Below are 20,344 nucleotides of genomic sequence, written 5' to 3'. Positions count from 1 at the left end.
GTCAGCCACCACCATACCTAAACTATTGTTACATAACCACTAGCGAAGAAAACGAAAACGCTAAATATTGAAGACCTCGATATTATTTTCGCCATACAAGATAGAGCACAAACAGCCCACCCAATGCAGCAGTTACAATACCAACGGGCAGTTCTTGTGTTGCTAATACCGTTCGGCTGACTAAATCTCCGAACAACAGAAGGACGGCGCCCCATAATGCGATTAGAGGTAATGCGCGTTTATGAGTCACTCCAGAAAAAGGCCTTACTAAGTGAGGAACCATGAGACCAATAAAACCCACAACGCCCGTCAATGAAACGATCGAGGCAGTACAGAACGCGCAACAAAGGAATATTTCGCTTTGTAGACGATGAACATTTACGCCAAGAGAGCTTGTCGTCTGTTCACTCACGAGTAAAGTATCTAATTCACGGTAACGCTTGAAGATGAGCACAATTAATAGGAACACACCTAGTAGCGCGAATATGAGATTATCCCAACGAGCGAGTCCTAAACCACCCATTGTCCAAAATAGAATAGAACTCGCGGCTCGCTGATCGCCAGAGTAAATAAGAAAGCTTGTTATCGCACCAAATAAAAATGAGATGGCGAGGCCACACAAGATCAGGTTGTCGTTACCCTTTTTCCTCTGCATCGAAAACAGAATAAGAACCGCACCTGCAGAAACAATCCCCCCTGAAAATGCCGCTAATGGTAATGACCAAATCCCTAAAGCGTCTCCTACCTGAGTAATGACCAATACAGCGCCAACAGACGCTCCAGAAGAGAGCCCAAATAAGAATGGATCCGCGAGATCATTGCGCGTAGATGTCTGAAGCAATGCGCCTACCATTGCTAACCCTGCCCCGGCAATCACCGCTAACAGAGCTCTAGGTAACCTCAAATCAAACAAGATACGGCTTGTCATGTCTGGCTCAGCCTCGTTAAACGAACTAAGTCCAATCATGACTTCTTTAAAAGTTAAGGGAACAGAGCCAAACTGTAAGCTCATCACAAAAGCGAGCAGCATAGATGCGATACCTAACACCCAAGCTACTCGATATCTACTATGTAAAGTCAATGGAAAAACAGCCTTGACAATTATTGTGCGTCAAATGCTACAGCCAGTTTCTCAATCGCATCGATGTTGGCAGGCCCTGGAGTTAGCTGCTCATAGCGAAGCTTTACGTAACGGCTCGACGTCACCGCTTTGGTGTGTTTCATAAGAGGATGCTCTTCTAAGAAACGTTGCAATGAATCTGCTCCACTTGCAGTTTGGTAGTCTAAAAGAATGATCACGTCTGGGTTTTCACGAGCGACATTTTCCCATGACGTTCTTGCCCAACTTGCTTCAATGTTGTCTGTAATATTATGGCCACCAGCTGCCTCTATCATGGCATTTGGCATCGCATACTTACCCGCAGTAAATGGCTTATCCTCACCTGAGTCGAACAAGAAAACCTTTGGTGCGTCTCGCTCAGATGTATTTTGCTTGTCTGCTATTGCAGCGACGCGCTGTTTCCAGCTTTTCACTAACGCTTCGGCTTTATCCTGCTTATCAAAAATTACACCAAGCTTCTTCACATCATCATAAAGCAGATCCATTGTCGCAGCTTGTTGATCATCTTGAGTGTGAATACAGCTTTCAGATAGAACTAAGGTATCTACGTTATATGGTTTGAGTGTCTGAGGGGTGACTTCACCTCCAACTTTCATCCCATAGTTCCAACCGGCGAAAAAGAAGTCAGTATCAGCTGCGATCAATGTCTCTAACGTAGGGTATTTAGATGCCAGTTCTGGTATTTCACCTAACTCTTTCTCAAAAGGCTTCGACATTTTGTACCAGCCAGTAATACCCGTTACCCCAATCATGCTTGGCTGTAAATCTAGTGCAAAAGCCATTTCCGCCATGTTGATATCGTGCACAACTGCACGGCTTGGACGCTTTTCAATGGTGAGTGGGCTACCACAACTGTCTACGGTAACCGGATATACAGTATTGGTTGCATTGGCTGCAAAGGTGATTGGTAGGCTAAGTAACATACCGGAAATTAAAGGCCACTTCATTGGGCAACTCCTATTATTGGAAAGTCAGGATGGTGATGGGCAGCTTCAAAATGATGAATCATGCTACTCATATGGGGATGTTTGAATTAGATTACGCGCAGGCCAAAAACTGGTGTCATAAAATGGTCTCTCATTACGATGTCAGGCGTTTCGAACGTCACCATTTTTTGGTCAGACATGAGGAGTACTTTGTCTGCGAATGGGGTGACCAAAGGCAGATCATGCAAAACAGCGACACACGCTATACCACGTCGTTTGATTAGACTGAGTAGCTCTAAGCGAGCAAGAGGATCTAAGTGGTTGGTTGGCTCATCTAAAAGTAATAGTCTAGGTTCTTGAGCGAAGGCGCGAGCTATACTGGCACGCTGTTGCTCTCCACCAGATAGATCACCAAAGTATCGTTCATTTTTATCAGAAAGCCCGACGTCTTCTATTGCTTGATTAACAGCTCTTTCGTGCTCTTTCTTACTGCAACAAAAGGTATGGGGAGTGCGCCCGAGCCAAACATATTCGAAGATGCTTAAACGTGGATCGACATGCTCGTGTTGAGTGACAACCGCAACCCTCTTTGCAAGTTGTTGTTTATCGATACTCTTCATACACTTACCAGACAGGAACAATTCCCCATCTATTGTTTTGTATTCTCCAGTGATCGCTTTCATTAACTCGATTTTCCACTGCCATTAGGCCCGATAACGGCAACACATTCTCCGTCAGCAACGCTGAAAGATACATCTGAGACAGCTCTCCAATTAGCCTTACCATTGGCAAACAGCCTTCTAACCGACAAGACAGGTATATCCAAGTTTCCACCCAAAGAATCAAACGCTCAACACTATTGTTACGTTATAATATAACAATAGTGTTGAGCATATACCCTTACGAGTGCATATCTAATCTAGGGGATAACTAGGCCATTTATAACATTGCCCTTGGCGAGTACAAACTCCAAATGCATGTTGAACTAGAGGTCACAAACAGTAGCCATCACCTAACCTTCAATCAAATAAGACTTTAGTTTTTCTCTGAGCCAGATATTTGAGGGGCTCTTCTTATCTCGGTTATGGACGAAGAGTTGGTACTTTATTGGGAATGTTGAGAATGGCATCGGTAATATTTGCAGCCCTAGCTTATCAGCAAGTTCATTCGCCAAACTTCTTGTCATTGAAGCAATACAATCGCTACTCGATACCATCGACATTTGCCAAATGAGCGACGTGCATTCAGCAGCAACCTTTCTCTCTTTCAGGCTGACTTCGGTGAAATAGTCCGCCAAATACGCCTGCTCTCGACGCAACTTAAGCGTTATATGCTTCTCACGATAGAATTCATCTTGGGATATTGCACCTGTGATTCTCGGATGACCTTTTCTCGCAATAATGCACATCTCGTCATCGAATAATGGCTCTGTAAAGAATGAGCTTGATGTGTGGTTTGAGAACTCAATTGCAAGATCAGCCTGCCTCTGGTTGAGATCATCCATCAGCTGTTCTTCGTTAGAACGCGTAGGGTGAAGCTCAATCGTAACGTTACCCAACTGATTATCGGATTCAATTTTCGTCATTAGTCTTAGCATCACTGGTTCCGATGTGTACACCACAAATTTATGAGGCGTCTCGGTACTAAACTCTTCCAAGTTTTCCAGCGCATTATTAATTTGTATCAACGCTGGCTCAATTTGACGAATCAGCTCTTGTGCTTGCCTTGTTGGTGCTATCCCTCTACCAGAACGAATGAAAAGCTGACAGCCTACTTGTTGTTGCAATCGCTTAAGCAAACCACTGACACCGGGTTGAGTCATCCCCATTTCGTCAGCAGCAAGTGTGATCGATTGATGGCGATAAACAGCGGAAAACACTCTAAGTAGGTTTAAATCGAATTTCTCTAACATAGTTCATTACATAACAAATCGTGATGTTTGGAATTAATATTCGTTTATGTATTCTTATGTGTCAATCCTCTAAATTTGTCTCATACCAACTTGAGAGACAACACGAGGTTCTCTATGAAAACGACTCTAAACCGTTCTGTACTATCCCTAGCTATCATCGTTTCTTTCAGCGCGACTGCCGACAACGAATATGAATCAATCGAGACATACAAAGGTAAACCTGCAACGGAACATACCATTGCAGCTAACGATGCACTGGCTGAAACACTGCCTTGGCAAGATACCTCAGCATTTGAGCGTTCAGAGAGAGGACTCATCGCAGCGTTTGGTGACCATCGTGTAGGTGAGCTGCGTAATCGTATGTCTCACATGAACGTAGATAGCATTCGTGAAGACCGACCGGATACCGTTAACCCGTCTATCTGGCGCCAAGGTCAAATGAACTATGCCTCAGGCGGCCTTTATCAAGTTACGGATGGTGTCTATCAAATTCGCGGTGCCGACCTCTCAAACATGACAATCTACCGCACTGACAACGGGTACCTTATCCACGATCCACTGCTGCATGATGAAGTCGCAGAAGCAGCTTGGAACTTCGCGAAACAACACCTACCAGCGGTGAACGGTGAACATAAGATCACCGGTATGATCTATTCACACACTCACGCCGACCACTTTGGTGGTTCAAGAGGCATCATTAACACGGGCGACTTTGTAGAAGGTGCCCCAGTTATTGTCCCTGGCGACTTCATCAAAGAGATGGCGGACGAAAACATCATGGCGGGTAACGCGATGTCACGACGCGCACAATATCAATACGGCCAATCTTTAGAGAATGACGCCACAGGTATTGTAGACAACGCACTGGGTATGGGTTTTGGTAAGGGAGCGGTAACGTTAGTAACACCAACAACAGAAATTGTTGAACGCGAAGAAACGCGTGTTATCGATGGCTTAGAGGTTCACTTTATCAATATGCCTGGTGCTGAAGCACCAGTTGAAATCGTAAACTACGTACCTGCTTACCGCTCATTGAATACCGCCGAACTCACTTACGACGGACAGCACAATATATACACATTCCGCGGCGCAAAAGTACGTGACTCGTTGGCTTGGTCTAAGTACCTAACTGAACTTAAGATGCGTTTCGTAGACTCTGGCCTTGTTGATAACATCCATTCTGCCCATTCCGCTCCAGTTTGGAACAACCCAGAAACCGAAGAGAATGAAATCGGCCACTACATGGAAATGCAACGCGATAACTATAGCTGGCTGCACAACAACTCCGTACGTTTAGCCAACCATGGTGTGAAAATTGGCGATGTTGGTCGTTCAATTGAAGAGATCGTGCCAGAGTCACAAAAACAAAACTGGGCATCACGTGGTTACCATGGTTCGTACAGCCACAATGCTCGAGCGATTGTAAACTTGTACTTAGGTTACCTAGATCTGAACCCTGTTAACATAAACCCGCTCAAGTCGGTCGACAAATCTTGTACTTACGTGAACGCTGGTGGGGCAGATAATTTCTATAAGTCGGCTAAAGCTCACTTTGATTCAGGTAATTATCAGGAAGCCGGTCAGCTATTGAATGACTTAGTACTGTGCGAGCCAACTAATATCGAATACCGTGAATTATTAGCAGACACATTTGAACAACAAGGCTATCAGTCTGAAACGATGGCATGGCGTAACTCGTACTTGCAAGGTGCGGTGGAGCTTCGTACTAATGAGATCGGAGAGTCTCTAAAAACAGCCTCTGAGGACGTTATTGCAAACACACCGACAACAAACTTCTTGGACTTAGTAGGTGTGCAGCTAAATGGGCCAAAGGCTGAGACTGCAGGCTTGAACTTTAACATGGGGATTTATCACCCTGATATTGAAGAGCGCCATTACATTGAAGTTTCTAATGCTACCTTCTCTCACCTGCCAGTAACTGAGTTAGGTTTAGAAAGTTCTATCCCAGCATTGGATACAGAGATCATTATTCACAAAGCCGACTTAACCAAAGTAATTACTGGCGAGACGACACTTGAAGCACTATTTGAGAGTGGTCAGGCAGGTCTACGTGGTGATGCGAAGAACCTACAAGACTTAGCGAGTTCTCTAGATAAATTCGACATGAAGTTCGATATTCTTCCACTAAATCGTTAGTAATAAGCTGCTAATTAAAAACCTAAAAGAGCCGCCGTGCGGCTCTTTTATTTTTAGGGGGAGAAAGAAAAGTCCTCTTATATACAGAGCATGCTTCTGATGATGCGATGTGCCTCTGCAACTTGCTCTGCCTCTCCTGAGAGAATCACATCTAAGGGTTTTCTCCCCTCAAAAAATACACTCTTACTGGCAGTGGTCAAAAAGCTGAGTCGCTGTTTGGGTTCTCGATAAAGTAGCTCTAAACATTCATCGATCGCCACTACATGTTCACTTTGCTGATGCGATGTTTGGTTCTCTAGAAAACGAGTGATTTGACCATCACTTACGCCCCACGATTTCAAAATCTCACTCGCTTTTTGTTGAACAGTCATAATAAACCTCACCAAGTTATCTAATTTAACGGCAGAACGGTTCGCCGTTAGTAATGCCCGACTTCAATTGCAGCTTCATCGAAGATCGTTTGTAAACGCTGAGCATAGCTTTCTAGCATTTCAATACGCTCTTGTTGCGTTTTACGTGCAGGCCCAAATACTTTCTGTGGAGCGAGAACCGAAAACCCAGTGAATTCGAACACGCCACGATGTATTGGTCTTAAAATCGCGTCTAAGTCACCATTCCAGCCATCTTTCTCGTAAAGCTCTTCTGGCCCGCCCATGGTCACGCTCACCATGGCTTTCTTTCCTTTGAAGACACCATCCTCGTAAAATCGGCCCCCGCCATACACTCTGCCCATCGCAAATACACGATCCACCCAACCCTTAAGCGCTGCAGGCATACCGAACCACCAGAGTGGAAATTGGAAGATGACCAAATCGCACCACTCTAGTTTTTGTATCTCTTCTTCTATATCTGCTGCAAAACTCTGATTATCCGACGCGTGCATCTCTTCGAGTTGTTGTTTGAAAAACTCAGTATCCATTTCACTATTGAAGTTATGGCGCCCAGATACTGGATCAAAGTTCATCGCGTGTAAGTCCGATGTTTTAACTCTATGTCCAGCCGACTCTAAGGCTTCTACCGAACGACGAAACATAGCGCCGTTAAAGCTTTGCGGCTCTGGATGCCAGTAAACAACGAGTACGTTCATTATTTGTTCTCCAATAGTTTCACAATTTCACTATAGCGATATTCTTGCGCAAGCATTAAAGGTGTCTTACCGTCGAAGCCCACTAGATCTGTCATTGCTCCGGCGTCAATCAAGGCTTTTGCTGCAGCCACATGGCCATGCCAAACCGCGTCATGCAAAGGGGTATAGCCGTTGTTTGGCCCTTGTGCATTCAATGTTTCCTCGAAACCCGGATAGTTTGATAGCAGCTCAATAACATCAGCATGGCCGTTATAGGCGGCTTTGTGTAACGGAATGGCTTTCATATAGTGATCAGGAATCGTTTGATCGGCACCTTTATCCATAATCACCTTCAAGCTACCTGTTAAGCCATCTCGTGCTGCGACCATTGCAGCGGTGTGTTCATCATTTCCAGACGCAGTAATGGGAAACGTACCGTTGATCGAAGACCAATCTGTCAGAGCTTTTAACTCGGTTACGTTTTGCTCATCTACACTCTCATTTTGACTAACAATATTGAAAGCAAGAAGTGACTGCTCCACCTCAGAACGACGTTGAGTGTATTGAGAGAACAGCTCACTCATTTCGCGCGCTTGTGCTTTTCCATATTGGTCATCTTCACTGGCACCAAAGTCCAAGAGATCTCTTGCTCTAAGTCCAAACGTCGAAACAATTTCGATATTAACGTCTGAATCGGAAAGTAAACGTTCTACGATATGGGGCTTACGATGCCAAACCGCCACCATTAAAGGCGTAACCCCATGCTTTGGCGTTTGAATATTGATGAAAGCGCCAGCACCAAGCAAAGCATCTACCCACTTAGTCGAACTCTGCTGCGCTGCAATATGCAGAGGCGTATTACCCATAATAGGATCAAGTTGATTAATGTCGCTTCCTTGTTGGATCAAACGGCTAAACTCTTCGAAATTCCCTGAAATAATGGCTTGGTGAAGTTCTGGTAGATTCATAACGGTCTCTATTCAATATTGCTTTGATGCGTTTAGTATCGAACAATTTCTTGTTAACTTGTAGCGCCACTATAATTACCTTAAAGATAACCGTTAGTTAATGAGATAAGCTCTCGAGGTGTTTTCTTTAGATCAGGTAGGTAGTCGCCACCTTTAGCCGATTGAAGAGGAACAAACTGAAAAGAATAGTTATCACATCCACTTAATGCCAAGCAGATGTGAAAGAGTAGGAATTCGATCTAAGGAACAGAGACTATAATTTGGGTAATTGGTAGCGAGTACTTCGGCCACCACCCGTTTTCACTAAACACTCTTGCTCAACCAATGTAGTTAAGTGACGAGTTGCCGTTGGTTTACTCACCTTGGCTACTTTATGATACTGAGATGTGTTGATGCCATCCGCAAAGTCACCATCAAGCATGCGATTGAGAACTTTAACTTGTTCCTCCACCAGCTTAGTTTGATCGACATGACGCCAAAAGTTGGTCTTGAACACCGTTTGATCGATCTCTTTTAACACCTCATCAAATGTCTCATTCAGCGTATTGAAAAACCAAACAAGCCACGGAGTAATATCCAGAGACCCTTTCTGAGTTTGTTCAAGAATATCGTAATAGCTTTTACGATTGGCCAATATGCCGACAGACATGGCGTAAAAGCGTACCGATTGCTGCTCTGCCTGTGCAAGTGCGAGGTCGGTAAGAAGACGGGTAATTCGACCATTTCCATCGTCAAGGGGATGCAGAGTCACAAACCACAAATGAGTGATTGCGGCTCTTATTAAAGGATCGAGCGATATCTCTTCTCTGGAGTCGTTGAACCACTGGATGAATTGGTTTAACTCAGCATCAAGTACATCGCGACTCGGCGCTTCAAAGTGAACGGTTGGCTTGTCTATTCTGCCGGAAACCACCTGCATTGGCGTGTAACCTCTTAGTTGTCCGCCAATAACCGGGTTGAACATGGTGTAGCCTTCAGGAAAAAGCCTGTCGTGCCAGTGTAGAATCCGGTCCAATGTTAACGGCGTGCTCAGGTTTTCTACTGCATCAACCATGATTTCCGCCAAACCATCAGTCTGTTCAGTGGTCGGGAATGGTCTTTCTTCTGACAAGCCCAGTTTATTCGCCAATGAAGAACGCACCGAAAAAGCATTAAGCTTTTCTCCCTCTATGGCACTTGAATGAACGATATTGGCAAGCAAGGTATCTAACATGCTCTCAGTCTGATCTTGAGAGTGGCTAAACATTTTTCCCAATAGGATCCCTTGGTTGAGACGCGTGCGCCTTACCAGTGGTTCTATAGTATTGTTGTCCCAGTCAAACTGTGGCCAATTTGCTTGTTGCCAGATCCACATACCCATTCCTTGATTTGAAAAATTACCATAATCAAATCACATTATGAGCTGTTTATTTCGCATAATCAAATTACAAAATGATTTGATTAATACCGTTATTCACCTCATTAACGCCAACACAACCATCAAAATGAAAAATGCCACCCTCTCAAGGTGGCATATCATTCAATCAATTGCCGCTCGACATTGAATTATTCGTCACACTAGTTCCGTGACTATCGATTCACATGTTTAGTTCGTGAGTGGTTTACCTGCAGCTTCAATTACCTTCTTACCAGGTTTAACTATCAGCCCTATGCCGATGAGGAAAAGAACACAGGCAACAACTTGCGCGGTACTTAGCATTTCATCGTACATGTAGTACCCAGATATCAAAGCAAAAACAGGTACCAACAGAGTCATCGGTGCGGTCGTGCTCAATGGGTATCGAATTAATAATCGATTCCAGACCCAGTAGCCAAACAGTGTGGTTGGATAAGCTTGGAACAGAACAGCAATCGTCGTATTCATATCCCACACTTCAAATGCTTCTGTCACGATGTTTGGTCCGTAAATACTCACCGCAAACATAACCAATGGAATGGGTGCGAATAACATTCCCCATACGTTGAACGCAAAGGCTTGAGTGGTTTTAGACGCTTTAACGATCATCCCCATAATTGTCCAGCAAGTCGCCGCTATCATGATGAAGATACCGCCTTGCAACGTCACATTACCGTTGGTCGCTGAAACAAGGACCATCAGTGCAATGAGTGCTGTTATCGCACCAATAACTTTCCTTTTTGATGCCGCCTCTTTATGAATAAATACCCCTACAGCCATGCTGATGAGCGCATTGGACGATAGCAAAACCGATGACATACCAGATGATAAGCCTGCTGTAATCGACCACGACGCCATGCCCCAGATACCAACACCAAAAACTAACCCGTAACTAAACAGATAGCGCCATGCCACGTTTGGCCTGCGAATGAAAAAAATCGCTGGAATCACTGCCAAGGTAAACCTCGCAGCGGTGGCTAATAATGGATGAACCTCTGTAATACCCATTTTGATCATCGAAAAGTTAAAGCCCCAAATTGCCATCACAAAGATTGCCAAAAATAAATCGTTTCTAACCATAAACTGCCCTCCTTCTTCTTTGAAAAAGAGTATCAATCAAGTACAGTTTCCAGTACAGATACAGTTTTTAACAAAAAAATAAGTACAGTTGGCATCTATGAGTCTTTACAAAACATTGGCGAGTCAGTTTGTTCAGGAAATTGAAGACGGGAAATTAAGCGAAGGGAGTCGTATGCCCTCTTTGCGACAATTAGCGAAACAACAAGCCGTGAGCATGTCGACCGCAGTCAGTTGTTATCAAGAATTGGAGTCTCAGGGTTGGATCCACTCTCGCCCACAAGCGGGCTATTATATTTCTGCGCGAAGTAAAAAACACAATACGCCTGAGTGGACGCAGTTTGTCAGTAAAGTATCTCAAGTACACCAAAGCTTCTCTATTCACTCTCCTTACAACGGCCCGCTTGGTATATCCAGTACGACGATTGATGACACCGCGCAGCTCGAGCTCGAACGTAGCTTTCGCCGGTCGAGCAAACGACTAGGCAGTCGACTGAATCATTACCCTCACACTCAAGGCGACCCGTCATTGTGTGATGCATTGAGCGTTCATTTTTCAAAGTTGGGAATTCATATCAACCCACAAGACCTCGTCATTACATCCGGCTGTATGCCTGCGATTAAGGCTGCTCTTGAAGCATGTACCCAAGTTGGCGATGCTATAGCCATCAGCTCTCCGTGTTTTAGTGGGATATTGGACCTATTGGGGAAAATGGGAAGGCGCATTGTCGAGATCCCATCAATCGATGAAGGAATTGACCTTGTACAGCTTGAATTACATTTGCAACAAGGAAGCGTTAAGGCTGGCATCTTTTGTACGTCGCATATGAATCCGCAAGGTATCACTATGACTGCTCAACAAAAACAGAAGCTTGCCGAGCTTGCTAATTATTACCAAGTGCCGATGATTGAAGACGACGTCTATTTGGAGCTATCGTATTCAGAGCACACCCCTTTACCAGCTAAGTATTATGATTCAAATGGCTACATACTTTGGTGCGGCTCGATTTCTAAAAGCTTATCGCCAAGCTATCGTCTTGGTTGGTGTCTACCGGGGCGCTATACAGACAGCTATCGCCAGCAACATTCTGCATCATGTTTTGGTGTGTCACTGCCTATTCAACTTGCAGTGGCTGACTTTATTGAATCGGGTAACTACGCCAAGCAGTTAAAGCGCCGTAGAACGAAGCTACTTAGTTTACGGCAGTCTTATCTCAACTATTTATCCGAGCGTTTGCCAAGCGGGGTTAACATAAGCCAACCGCAAGGAGGAATGGTACTGTGGTTACAAGTCCCAAAACTCAACCTCGAAAAATTCACGGCGTTGATTGAGAAACATAAAATCGATATTCGATTGGGCCAGCTATTTAGCACGCTACCACTCTACAATGATTGTTTTAGGATCAATATTGGTTTCGACCTAACTGAAGATGTGAAAAGGGAAATAGACTTATTGGCGGATGCGATTAGAGACTCGCGTTAACGATCCAACTCGTTAAGCCATTGACTCACTGATAAAAAGTGGGCGCATAAGACACCCACTTTTTTACACTGAATCGTATTTTCTTAAATAAACACTCTCGCTCGAATAGCAAATACCCAAGCACTGCTTTCGTTTGAGAAGGCTGGATCCTTAATGTATTGAATGTCTGGTGTGATCTGAAGGTGGTCACCAAATTGCATGTTGTAGTATAGCTCTGCCGCCACTTGGTCTTCGCCAGCATTCAAGAAAGTCTGCAATGTATCGCTGTTTGTTTCAGACCAGTTCACTGCAAAACCTAAATTGTTATTAGGCTGACCCAAACCAAAATAGCCTAAACCAACCGAAAGCGATTTATCATATAAAGCGACATCGCCCTCCGATAATCCACCACGTACGAATGGCATGATTTGCGGTGTAACGAACTGGCTCCAAGAGAAATTGATACCTTTTCCAGACTCCCCTCCAACGACAGTGCCATCAGGCAAAACCGTTGAGGATAGGCTATGTCGAGATCCTTCATCCATGTGCCATAAGGTCACGTGAAAATTATCGGTATAGATCTGCTCTTGTGACGCTGTCCAACCCAACTCTAAAGTCGCGAATAGAGTGGTGTCGTTAAACAAGGTATCGAAGCCTTCAAAGATATCATCAGACTTACCTTTCGCATCAGCTATACCACCAACAATATAGAAGTTATCCCCTATCATGTGCCCGGCAGACAGGGCCAAAATACCATCGTCGGGTAAGCCCATGGCACCCGCCCCTGTCGAGAACGCCAGGTTGGTAAAACCAGACCAAGGGCTTGCAAGTGCATAAACATCAACATAGTTGGTCACATCTTGCCATCCGACAATAATGGTACCCTTGCCATCATTGATCTTCTGTTTCCAGTTAAGATCAGTGACACGAAACCCTTGATCGCTAAACGCAGGGGCGATCATCCCAGCATATCCGATTTGATCTTCTCCTAGCCAAGCGAATTGCTTAGGAGAAGTGTCCGTATAAGAGTGTCGATGCTCAACTTTCCAAACCAAACTGCCGCTATTTTCTGTTCCTTTACCGGTAAGATTCCAAGAGCCATATAAACGCGCGACTCCAGAAGCAGCACTGACCGAGTCCCCTGTTTTTCCATCAGACGACTGCACCCTCAAAGCAAAGTAATCCGCACCAAACGTAAAACCGTCTGCCGCTAATGACTCCCGCCAATCAAGTTGTTGAGACTTTTGTTGAGCTATCGTGTTTTCCACTGAATCAGGGCTTTCGAAATTAGCCGCAAAGCTAGATGATGCGGCCAAAGCAGCTACGATCGCCAAGTTTAAAGTCGACAATTTCCTATTCATTTAACTCTCTCTTTTTATCTCGTTATCTATCGGTCAGTTTAGAAAGTCACGCTTTTAAATATGTGCATAACACGACAACAACAGCAGGTATCACGCTACTTTTTTTCTTGCTAGTCCTGTTATCTAAACCACTGCTTGTTTAAGAAGGTAAGTGCATCATACTTATTAAGTGTAGGAGGAAATGGCCACTTGATGACATTTGGATAACTTTTAATTTTATTGACACACCACGCAAAATCACTTCGTTTACAAAGCGTTGTATATCAGATGCTGTTCTATACTGAATTGAATGCTTTAAATCATTACTTACGACTGGTCAAAGAAAGATCGTCACGGTTAGACATCATCGATAAGGGATTAACATGCGTAAACTGCTTCTCTCAACAATCGTTGCATCACTTAGTGCCCCAACTCTCGCGTCAATTGAGACTAAAGACTGGCACGAATTTGCGTCTCCAGAAGCTCAGAAGTACGTAGCCGACAACATTGTGCTCGACTTTTATGCCTCTCCAAGCGGCACTGGCTACACCAAAGATTCAGAAGTAGCGGCATACATAGATCTCGCCCACCAGCGTGGTATTACCGGAGCTTCAGTGACGATTGCTGCGCCCCATACACCTAATTTGCTTGCCTTTAAATCAGAACATGGCAAATGGACCAAAGCCTCTTCATCTGCAAAAACACCGATCAGGTACGTGACCAAAGTAGAGGATTTCAAACTCGCACATGACAATGGTGAATACGCCGTGATGTGGGCAGCTCAGACTACAATGCCACTTGAGGGTGATATCGCCAACGTTGCTGTCATGGCTGAGTATGGTGTCAAAACCATGCAGTTAACGTACAACGAGACTGAACTGACTGGCTCTGGCGTTATCTCCATGATTAATGGGGATACCAGTGGCTTAACCGACTTTGGTAAACAAGTGCTAGATGAGATGGTAAAACATGGAATCACCGTCGATTTATCACACACCTCTTACTACACCACCAAAGGAATTACCGACTACATGCAAAAACACCACAAAGGCGTGCCAGTCATATATTCCCATTCACCAGTCGCTTCTACTTATGGTTGCCAACCCCATGAAACGCTAACAGAAACTGAACAGCGCATGGCGAAGAAGAATCTGAAAAAAGGCGATCCCGATTTCCGTCTAGCCGCTTGCTACCGATTACTTTCCGACGAACAAGCGAAAACGGTGGCTGATATGGGTGGCGTTGTCGCTGTGACTGCGACTGAGTGGATGATGGATGGTATTTGGCCTGAAGATATCACCCCTAAGCAGTTTGCAGAGATGATTGATGGTGCCGTCAAAGTAGCTGGTGTTGATCACGTGGGTATCGCTACTGACGACATGATGACAATCGCCAAAGTTGTTCCTTTTACGATGGCTAATGCAGATAAATATGCTGACAACGGTTATATGGTGGATGCCTTTAATCGCGGTTCAACCGGATGTGCTGAATTGTCGAAACACATGGCTGGTGTTGTCGATAGTCTTTGGGAGATGGGTTACTCAAACGACGATTTAGCCAAGTTATTCGGCGGCAACCTAATGCGTGTTTACGCGCAGACTTGGAAATAGAATCACGCATATTTCAACATTTAAAACCATGCCCGCACCCTAAAACGGTGTGGGCGTTTTATTACTAACTCGATAACTAGGAGAGCTGTCGTTGATTGCTCTGATCCATAAATACGCGCCTATAACTTTCATTGAACACTTAAGTCATCAAGTGAAAGACATTTGGTCATTGGTGAGCAATGCTCGTGTACCTATTTATTTAGAAACAAGCTCTGCGCAATTTATATCCTTTTCGGCATTCATAACGTTGCTTGAACTGACTAAACGCCAGGTACCTGAATCCGAATTCATTTCGCTTGTTCGGGCATCTTCTAAAGCGTTTGTCGACAAAATTTCATCTGATACTAATAATGAAAAATCAATGAGTGGGCTCTGCAGTTATATTCCTGTTAACGCGCTCATTATTGATGAAAGGGCCAACGAACACTCACTTAAATTAGAACTTCAATCTCATAGCCAGTCGTTGTTTTTAGGAGAGCTCTATCTGCTAAGCGTTGTACACTGCTACTATCAATCACTCGCTTCAAATGTAAATGATCCCATCAAATATCACTTACAACATCCAGACGCGAGCGATCTTGCGCTGTTAAAGATCAACCACCAAACGTCACAATTCTTAGGGCAAGGTAGCACCGCGCTGTTCTATAAAGAACCAATTCAATCTGAACTTTCTTCTCAGTGTGATTATCCAGTTAGGTTTCAAAGCCCAGACCTGAGTTGCACTCAACAGATCACTGCCATACTCGAAGGCTACATAGGTAGAGAAGACATTTCGATAGAACAATTAAGCCAGATTATTGATGTCAATGCGCGTACGATTCAACGACGCTTAAAAAGTGAAGGTAATACATTTAGGAAAATTAAAGAGTCCTTAAACATCGCGTTTGCAAAGCGTGTAATGGTTCAAAGAAAAGCTTCTATATCCGATGTCGCGGAACACTTGGGCTATTCCGACACTTCACAATTTATTCGAGCATTCAGAAAAGCTGAAAATACAACACCACTACAATGGCTCAAGAAACACCAGAAACCGTAAATCTCTCGACTGTTACCGACTGTCGTAAAATGCACATTTTTGCCTAAGCGAACAATTATATTTGCACTCGTAAACTAAATACGAGGGTAAACACATGAAAAAGCTTCTTATCGCTACGCTAATCTCTGCAGCCACTTTCGGCGCCCAAGCCTCTATTGAATCTAAAGACTGGCACGATACTGCAACACCACAAGCCGCTGATTTTGTGCAAGACACGATTGTTTTAGATTTCTTTGCGTCTCCCGCAGAGATGGGGTGGACATCAGAAGCGATGCTTGCCGACTATATCGACCTTGCCCATGAACGCGGGATTACAGGCTCAAGTATTACTATTGGCATGGGAGCTCATAATACTTGGGAAAAATTCGTCACTGATTATAACAAGTACGACAAAGCCATTCGTGAATCAGATACTGAACTGGTCTTCGTACATAAAGTTGAAGACTTTGAAAGAGCACACAGTGAAGGCAAATATGCCGTGCAATGGAACAACCAATCTACAGCGATGTTAGAAGGCGATTTAAGCAGGGTCGAGACCATGGCTGATATGGGAATTAAAACCATGCAGTTAGTCTATAACGGCTCCAATGATGCAGCATCGGGCGTGATTGATATGATGAATGGTAAAGATGGTGGTTTAACAGAGTTTGGTAAAATGGTTATCGATGAGATGATTGAACACGGTATCACCGTTGATTTGTCCCACAACTCTGAGAAAACCATCAAAAGCATCCTAGATTACATGGAAGTGAAACACCCTGGCGTACCTATGATTGTGTCTCACTCTCCGGTAGCTTCTACCTATAATTGTCAGCCATACGAAACCATTCAAGAAACTGAAAGTCGTATGCAGAAACTGGGGCTTAAAGATGGTGACAAGGACTATCGCCTGTCTGGTTGTTATCGCCTGATCGACGCACCAGATGCAAAACGCATTGCTGATAACGGCGGTGTGATTTCTGTGACTTTCACTGAATGGATGATGGATGGTATCTGGCCAGAGGATATTACGCCTCGTCAAGCTGCAGAAATGATCGATGGTGCCGTTCAAGAAGTAGGAATCGACCATGTGGGTATTGCCTCTGATGACATGCAAACCGTTGCGGGTGTCGTGGGTTTTGCGAAGAAACACTCCGATCTGTATGCAGATAATGGCTATATGCTGAATGCGTTCGACCAAGGTGCAACCGGTTGTGGTGAAATGTCGAAGATTATGGCTCCTGTCGTCGATGAACTAAAAGCAATGGGCTACTCTGACGAAGACATGGCGAGAGTGTTTGGTGGCAACTTAATGCGAGTTTACAGCCAAACATGGAAGTAACTTTTTGCGAAGGAATGATTCAATTCAATAAATTGTTTTGGGCGACTTAGGTTGCCCAAAATATTCTTTCCCCAAAAAATCTCACCCGTTTCTACTACTACTTAATTAAACAAAGAGTTTATGATTCTTATCGACTTATCAATCCTTTGCTATCACACTAAGAAAGGTATTAATCAAATCACATAATAACGAAGGCGTAACCCACTCCATGACGCTAAAAGAGATCCTTCAAGTTCGTAATGTCCGCTACTTCCTGATGTTTAGAAGTAGTTACTTCGCTCGCTTTTACTATCCCGTATTTACACTACTCTACTTAGATTACGGCCTAACACTGTCTCAGTTTGCCATGCTTAACGTAGTGTGGGCGGTAACCATTGTACTTGCTGAAGTCCCATCGGGAGCATTTGCCGATACGCTCGGGCGTAAAAAGCTGGTGGTACTGTCATCGATCGTGATGTTTATTGAAATCGCCATGATAGCCTTCGTGCCCACGGGGAATCCGAGTCTCGTATTTGTTGTCTTTTTAATAAACCGGGTACTGAGTGGACTCGCTATGGCACTTGCCAGTGGGGCCGATGAAGCGTTGGCTTATGACACCTTGAAGGATCAAGGTCATGAAGAACTGTGGCCTAGAGTGCTGCAAATCCAACTGCGAATCGCTTCAACGGTCGGTATTTTTGTCACCTTAGTCGGCGCTGCAATGTACGACGTAAACTTTATGTCTGGTGTTTATCAGATTCTTGGGTTCGACGCTCCCCAGAACACCCAAGATATTATGCGTATTCCTGTTTACGCTACACTCATCGTCGCCCTGATCGCAATCTATGCAGCATTCAGCATGGAAGAAGAGAAAAAATCTGTGCCAAAAGGTAGCAACAAGCTAACCAGCACAATCGAAAGCATGAAGCTCACATTGAATACAGGTAAATGGGTATTATCGACCCCATACGTGCTATTTATCATGCTCTACTACAGCTTATTCGAACATACATCTCGCATGTTCTTGACCATGAACAGCCAATATTACACGGCCATTGATATCCCTATTATCTATTTTGGCTTAATTGGTGCTGGCGTGAGTCTGTTAAAAATCATCATGGCGGGTCAAAGTCGACGATTAGCCGAAAGCATGGCGCCTAAGGCGTTCATTTTGATCATGGGCGTGGCAAGTATGGCGACTTACTATTGGATCAGCTTAGGTTGGTCTATCTATGGTGTGATTCCAGCGTTAGTGCTGATCTTCATTATCATGACAATGAACATATTTATCAGTTATCACCTTAACAAACAGACTGAATCTCATAACCGAGCAACCGTGCTTAGTTTCAAGGGGTTAATGTTTAATGTGGGTTATGGTTTGATTGGTGTTCTCTACGCCTACTATTACAAGCTTCTGTCTAAGAACTACACTGACGAAGAGATAGAGCAACACATAGACTTCATCGCGTCGCTCTCATCGTTTTTCTACTACTTCACGTTCCTATTCATCGCTATTAGCGTCGCCTTTTATTTGAAAGACAGAAAGCGAGCCATCTTTTAAAACGCTTGTTCAACGTCGGTGTCTATGTCTTCCACTCGCAAAGGCATAGGCATAGACACTAACGAACGTCTAAATACAGTTTGTGCTTAGGTTATTCAGGCAAGCGTAGCTCAATCTGCTTCAATAGCTCTTGGATTCCCTTCTTGTCATAGGTTTGCTTCGTTTTAGGTTGGCTACTTTTACGGACAATTAATTCCACGGGAATGCAGGTTTGTTTGAATTGAATTGGCGTGTTTGACGGATGGTTTTTTAGATCAACTGCTTGGATGACACACTGTTCGCCAATGGCTGTGAAGTCTTGCTTAACTGTCGTTAGAGGTGGATTGAAATACGCACTGTCGGTGATGCCATCAAACCCAACAACCGCAACCTGATCGGGTACCTTGATGTTAAACTCATCCAAAGCACGCAATACGCCAAGCGCCATTTGATCACTCGCGACAACCACGGCATCAAAACTCAGTTGTTTTCCAATCGCTTCACTGATTGCAAGGTATCCACTTTGTGCTTGCCAGTCTCCTCGGTAGCAATCTACGGCTTTCGTTTCTGATACATCGATTTCCGCTAGCCAAGATTGCAAACGAATATTGGCCGCTGTTGACGCCTCCGGCCCCGCAACTAACAAAAACTGGCTTCGTCCTGTCTCTACCAAGTGCTTGACCACTTCAGAAGCCCCAATAGCATGCTCACCATGAACAAAGTGCACTGGAGTACCATCAGGCACGTCGATAAAAATCAGATGTAAGCTTGGAAACTGCTCTGCCAACACCAGAGCATCGTCTTTGCTAAGCGGTACGTTGAGAATAATGCAATCAACTTGCTGAGCAATCAACTCTCTCATCGCACCTTGAATACTGGATAAGCTTGGCTCGGAAACAACAGAAAAAGCAGTACCAAAATTCAATTCATGTGCTTTTCTTCTCACACCATTGGCGATAAGTGCGGCGCCATGCAAAGCCATATCTAATGTCACTAGGCCAATATTGGTCGATTTCGCTCGACTCAACATCTGCGCTCCCTTATTGGGTACATAACCTAGCTGCTTGATCGCCTTATTCACTTTAATACGAGTAGATTCAGCAACGCTGTTTGACCCATTCGTCACTCGAGATACCGTTTGGGTCGATACACCTGCCAGTTTTGCTACATCTTTAAAGGTTACATTCATCGTCTTTTCTAATGCTCTTTGCTGCCTTAGCTCGACTCTAACAGATGGGTTTCAAAAATAACGTCACACACCTCTCAAAATGTTTGCGAAAACATTAATTTTTGTTCCCGAAAACAGTCGATCTAGACCCAATTTAGACAATTCCAAAGCTGCTTAAGATCACATTTAATCGGCATTTAAGTTCTAAAAGCCATAGATAGGCGCAATATATCTTTCAGAAAATATGTTCACGCAAACAAATAGCA

Annotated in this window: 16 protein-coding genes and 1 pseudogene; 6 read left to right on the top strand and 11 right to left on the bottom strand. The window is 44.2% G+C overall.

Annotated features, from left to right (window positions below; genetic code table 11):
• Positions 1-82: 82 nt before the first annotated feature.
• The 4 genes and pseudogenes from FIV04_RS24465 to FIV04_RS24450 form a co-directional block, all read right to left on the bottom strand.
• Entirely contained in the window at positions 83-1,030 is a 948-nt protein-coding gene (locus FIV04_RS24465) for an iron ABC transporter permease (RefSeq protein ID WP_152471000.1), read from the bottom strand.
• Between the two features lie 71 nt (positions 1,031-1,101).
• Complete coding sequence (locus FIV04_RS24460; RefSeq protein ID WP_152470999.1) at positions 1,102-2,067, bottom strand: ABC transporter substrate-binding protein; 966 nt, start codon at positions 2,065-2,067, stop codon at positions 1,102-1,104.
• Positions 2,064-2,857: pseudogene (locus FIV04_RS24455) on the bottom strand (ABC transporter ATP-binding protein). Before FIV04_RS24455 ends, FIV04_RS24460 begins: the two are co-directional and overlap by 4 nt.
• Before the next feature lie 201 nt (positions 2,858-3,058).
• Positions 3,059-3,958 (bottom strand): LysR family transcriptional regulator, encoded by a 900-nt coding sequence (locus FIV04_RS24450; protein ID WP_152470998.1) that lies wholly within the window; start codon positions 3,956-3,958, stop codon positions 3,059-3,061.
• A gap of 114 nt (positions 3,959-4,072) precedes the next feature.
• Between FIV04_RS24450 and FIV04_RS24445 the strand changes: the two genes are divergently transcribed.
• Positions 4,073-6,115 (top strand): alkyl/aryl-sulfatase, encoded by a 2,043-nt coding sequence (locus tag FIV04_RS24445; RefSeq protein WP_152470997.1) that lies wholly within the window; start codon positions 4,073-4,075, stop codon positions 6,113-6,115.
• A 77-nt stretch (positions 6,116-6,192) separates the two neighbouring features.
• On the opposite strand, the gene FIV04_RS24440 is transcribed toward FIV04_RS24445, so the two are convergent.
• The 5 genes from FIV04_RS24440 to FIV04_RS24420 form a co-directional block, all read right to left on the bottom strand.
• The gene (locus FIV04_RS24440) at positions 6,193-6,486 is read right to left on the bottom strand and encodes a hypothetical protein (RefSeq protein ID WP_152470996.1); all 294 of its coding nucleotides are present in this window, start codon (positions 6,484-6,486) and stop codon (positions 6,193-6,195) included.
• Positions 6,487-6,533: 47 nt separating this feature from the next.
• Positions 6,534-7,202 (bottom strand): NAD(P)H-dependent oxidoreductase, encoded by a 669-nt coding sequence (locus FIV04_RS24435; protein WP_152470995.1) that lies wholly within the window; start codon positions 7,200-7,202, stop codon positions 6,534-6,536.
• A complete protein-coding gene (locus tag FIV04_RS24430; RefSeq protein ID WP_152470994.1) occupies positions 7,202-8,149 on the bottom strand; it encodes an ankyrin repeat domain-containing protein in 948 nt (315 codons plus the stop codon). Before FIV04_RS24430 ends, FIV04_RS24435 begins: the two co-directional genes overlap by 1 nt.
• Positions 8,150-8,402: 253 nt before the next feature.
• The gene (locus tag FIV04_RS24425) at positions 8,403-9,503 is read right to left on the bottom strand and encodes a Fic family protein (protein WP_152470993.1); all 1,101 of its coding nucleotides are present in this window, start codon (positions 9,501-9,503) and stop codon (positions 8,403-8,405) included.
• A 231-nt stretch (positions 9,504-9,734) separates the two neighbouring features.
• Positions 9,735-10,625 (bottom strand): EamA family transporter, encoded by an 891-nt coding sequence (locus FIV04_RS24420; RefSeq protein ID WP_152470992.1) that lies wholly within the window; start codon positions 10,623-10,625, stop codon positions 9,735-9,737.
• A 97-nt stretch (positions 10,626-10,722) separates the two neighbouring features.
• Between FIV04_RS24420 and FIV04_RS24415 the strand changes: the two genes are divergently transcribed.
• Positions 10,723-12,105 (top strand): PLP-dependent aminotransferase family protein, encoded by a 1,383-nt coding sequence (locus FIV04_RS24415; RefSeq protein ID WP_152470991.1) that lies wholly within the window; start codon positions 10,723-10,725, stop codon positions 12,103-12,105.
• Positions 12,106-12,188: 83 nt separating this feature from the next.
• Here FIV04_RS24415 and FIV04_RS24410 read toward each other — a convergent pair whose 3' ends face one another.
• Positions 12,189-13,445 carry a carbohydrate porin gene (locus FIV04_RS24410; protein ID WP_152470990.1) on the bottom strand — a complete coding sequence of 419 codons (1,257 nt, stop codon included), beginning with the start codon at positions 13,443-13,445 and terminating at the stop codon, positions 12,189-12,191.
• A gap of 362 nt (positions 13,446-13,807) precedes the next feature.
• Here FIV04_RS24410 and FIV04_RS24405 point away from each other — a divergent pair, with 362 nt between their 5' ends.
• The 4 genes from FIV04_RS24405 (at position 13,808) to FIV04_RS24390 (ending at position 18,931) form a co-directional block, all read left to right on the top strand.
• Positions 13,808-15,034: a dipeptidase gene (locus FIV04_RS24405; RefSeq protein ID WP_152470989.1), complete on the top strand. Its 1,227-nt coding sequence runs from the start codon at positions 13,808-13,810 to the stop codon at positions 15,032-15,034.
• Positions 15,035-15,125: 91 nt separating this feature from the next.
• Entirely contained in the window at positions 15,126-16,070 is a 945-nt protein-coding gene (locus FIV04_RS24400) for an AraC family transcriptional regulator (protein WP_152470988.1), read from the top strand.
• Positions 16,071-16,164: 94 nt separating this feature from the next.
• Positions 16,165-17,391, top strand: a complete 1,227-nt coding sequence (locus tag FIV04_RS24395; RefSeq protein WP_152470987.1) for a dipeptidase — start codon at positions 16,165-16,167, stop codon at positions 17,389-17,391.
• A 208-nt stretch (positions 17,392-17,599) separates the two neighbouring features.
• Positions 17,600-18,931, top strand: coding sequence for an MFS transporter (locus tag FIV04_RS24390; RefSeq protein ID WP_152470986.1), 1,332 nt, complete (start codon positions 17,600-17,602; stop codon positions 18,929-18,931).
• A gap of 91 nt (positions 18,932-19,022) precedes the next feature.
• On the opposite strand, the gene FIV04_RS24385 is transcribed toward FIV04_RS24390, so the two are convergent.
• Complete coding sequence (locus FIV04_RS24385) at positions 19,023-20,099, bottom strand: LacI family DNA-binding transcriptional regulator (protein WP_152470985.1); 1,077 nt, start codon at positions 20,097-20,099, stop codon at positions 19,023-19,025.
• Positions 20,100-20,344: the final 245 nt, after the last annotated feature.

It is taken from the genome of Vibrio sp. THAF190c (genome assembly GCF_009363355.1).
GTDB classification, from domain to species: Bacteria; Pseudomonadota; Gammaproteobacteria; order Enterobacterales; family Vibrionaceae; genus Vibrio; species Vibrio fortis_A.
This window is presented reverse-complemented; position numbering and strand designations above follow the sequence as displayed.

Bases quoted from the DNA above. Each gene is read 5' to 3' on its own strand.
- FIV04_RS24430 (WP_152470994.1), bottom strand. From the start codon at position 8,149: ATGAATCTACCAGAACTTCACCAAGCCATTATTTCAGGGAATTTCGAA.
- FIV04_RS24435 (WP_152470995.1), bottom strand. From the start codon at position 7,202: ATGAACGTACTCGTTGTTTACTGGCATCCAGAGCCGCAAAGCTTTAAC.
- FIV04_RS24405 (WP_152470989.1), top strand. From the start codon at position 13,808: ATGCGTAAACTGCTTCTCTCAACAATCGTTGCATCACTTAGTGCCCCA.
- FIV04_RS24445 (WP_152470997.1), top strand. From the start codon at position 4,073: ATGAAAACGACTCTAAACCGTTCTGTACTATCCCTAGCTATCATCGTT.
- FIV04_RS24440 (WP_152470996.1), bottom strand. From the start codon at position 6,486: ATGACTGTTCAACAAAAAGCGAGTGAGATTTTGAAATCGTGGGGCGTA.
- FIV04_RS24425 (WP_152470993.1), bottom strand. From the start codon at position 9,503: ATGTGGATCTGGCAACAAGCAAATTGGCCACAGTTTGACTGGGACAAC.
- FIV04_RS24410 (WP_152470990.1), bottom strand. From the start codon at position 13,445: ATGAATAGGAAATTGTCGACTTTAAACTTGGCGATCGTAGCTGCTTTG.
- FIV04_RS24450 (WP_152470998.1), bottom strand. From the start codon at position 3,958: ATGTTAGAGAAATTCGATTTAAACCTACTTAGAGTGTTTTCCGCTGTT.
- FIV04_RS24415 (WP_152470991.1), top strand. From the start codon at position 10,723: ATGAGTCTTTACAAAACATTGGCGAGTCAGTTTGTTCAGGAAATTGAA.
- FIV04_RS24420 (WP_152470992.1), bottom strand. From the start codon at position 10,625: ATGGTTAGAAACGATTTATTTTTGGCAATCTTTGTGATGGCAATTTGG.
- FIV04_RS24390 (WP_152470986.1), top strand. From the start codon at position 17,600: ATGACGCTAAAAGAGATCCTTCAAGTTCGTAATGTCCGCTACTTCCTG.
- FIV04_RS24385 (WP_152470985.1), bottom strand. From the start codon at position 20,099: ATGAATGTAACCTTTAAAGATGTAGCAAAACTGGCAGGTGTATCGACC.
- FIV04_RS24395 (WP_152470987.1), top strand. From the start codon at position 16,165: ATGAAAAAGCTTCTTATCGCTACGCTAATCTCTGCAGCCACTTTCGGC.
- FIV04_RS24465 (WP_152471000.1), bottom strand. From the start codon at position 1,030: ATGCTGCTCGCTTTTGTGATGAGCTTACAGTTTGGCTCTGTTCCCTTA.
- FIV04_RS24460 (WP_152470999.1), bottom strand. From the start codon at position 2,067: ATGAAGTGGCCTTTAATTTCCGGTATGTTACTTAGCCTACCAATCACC.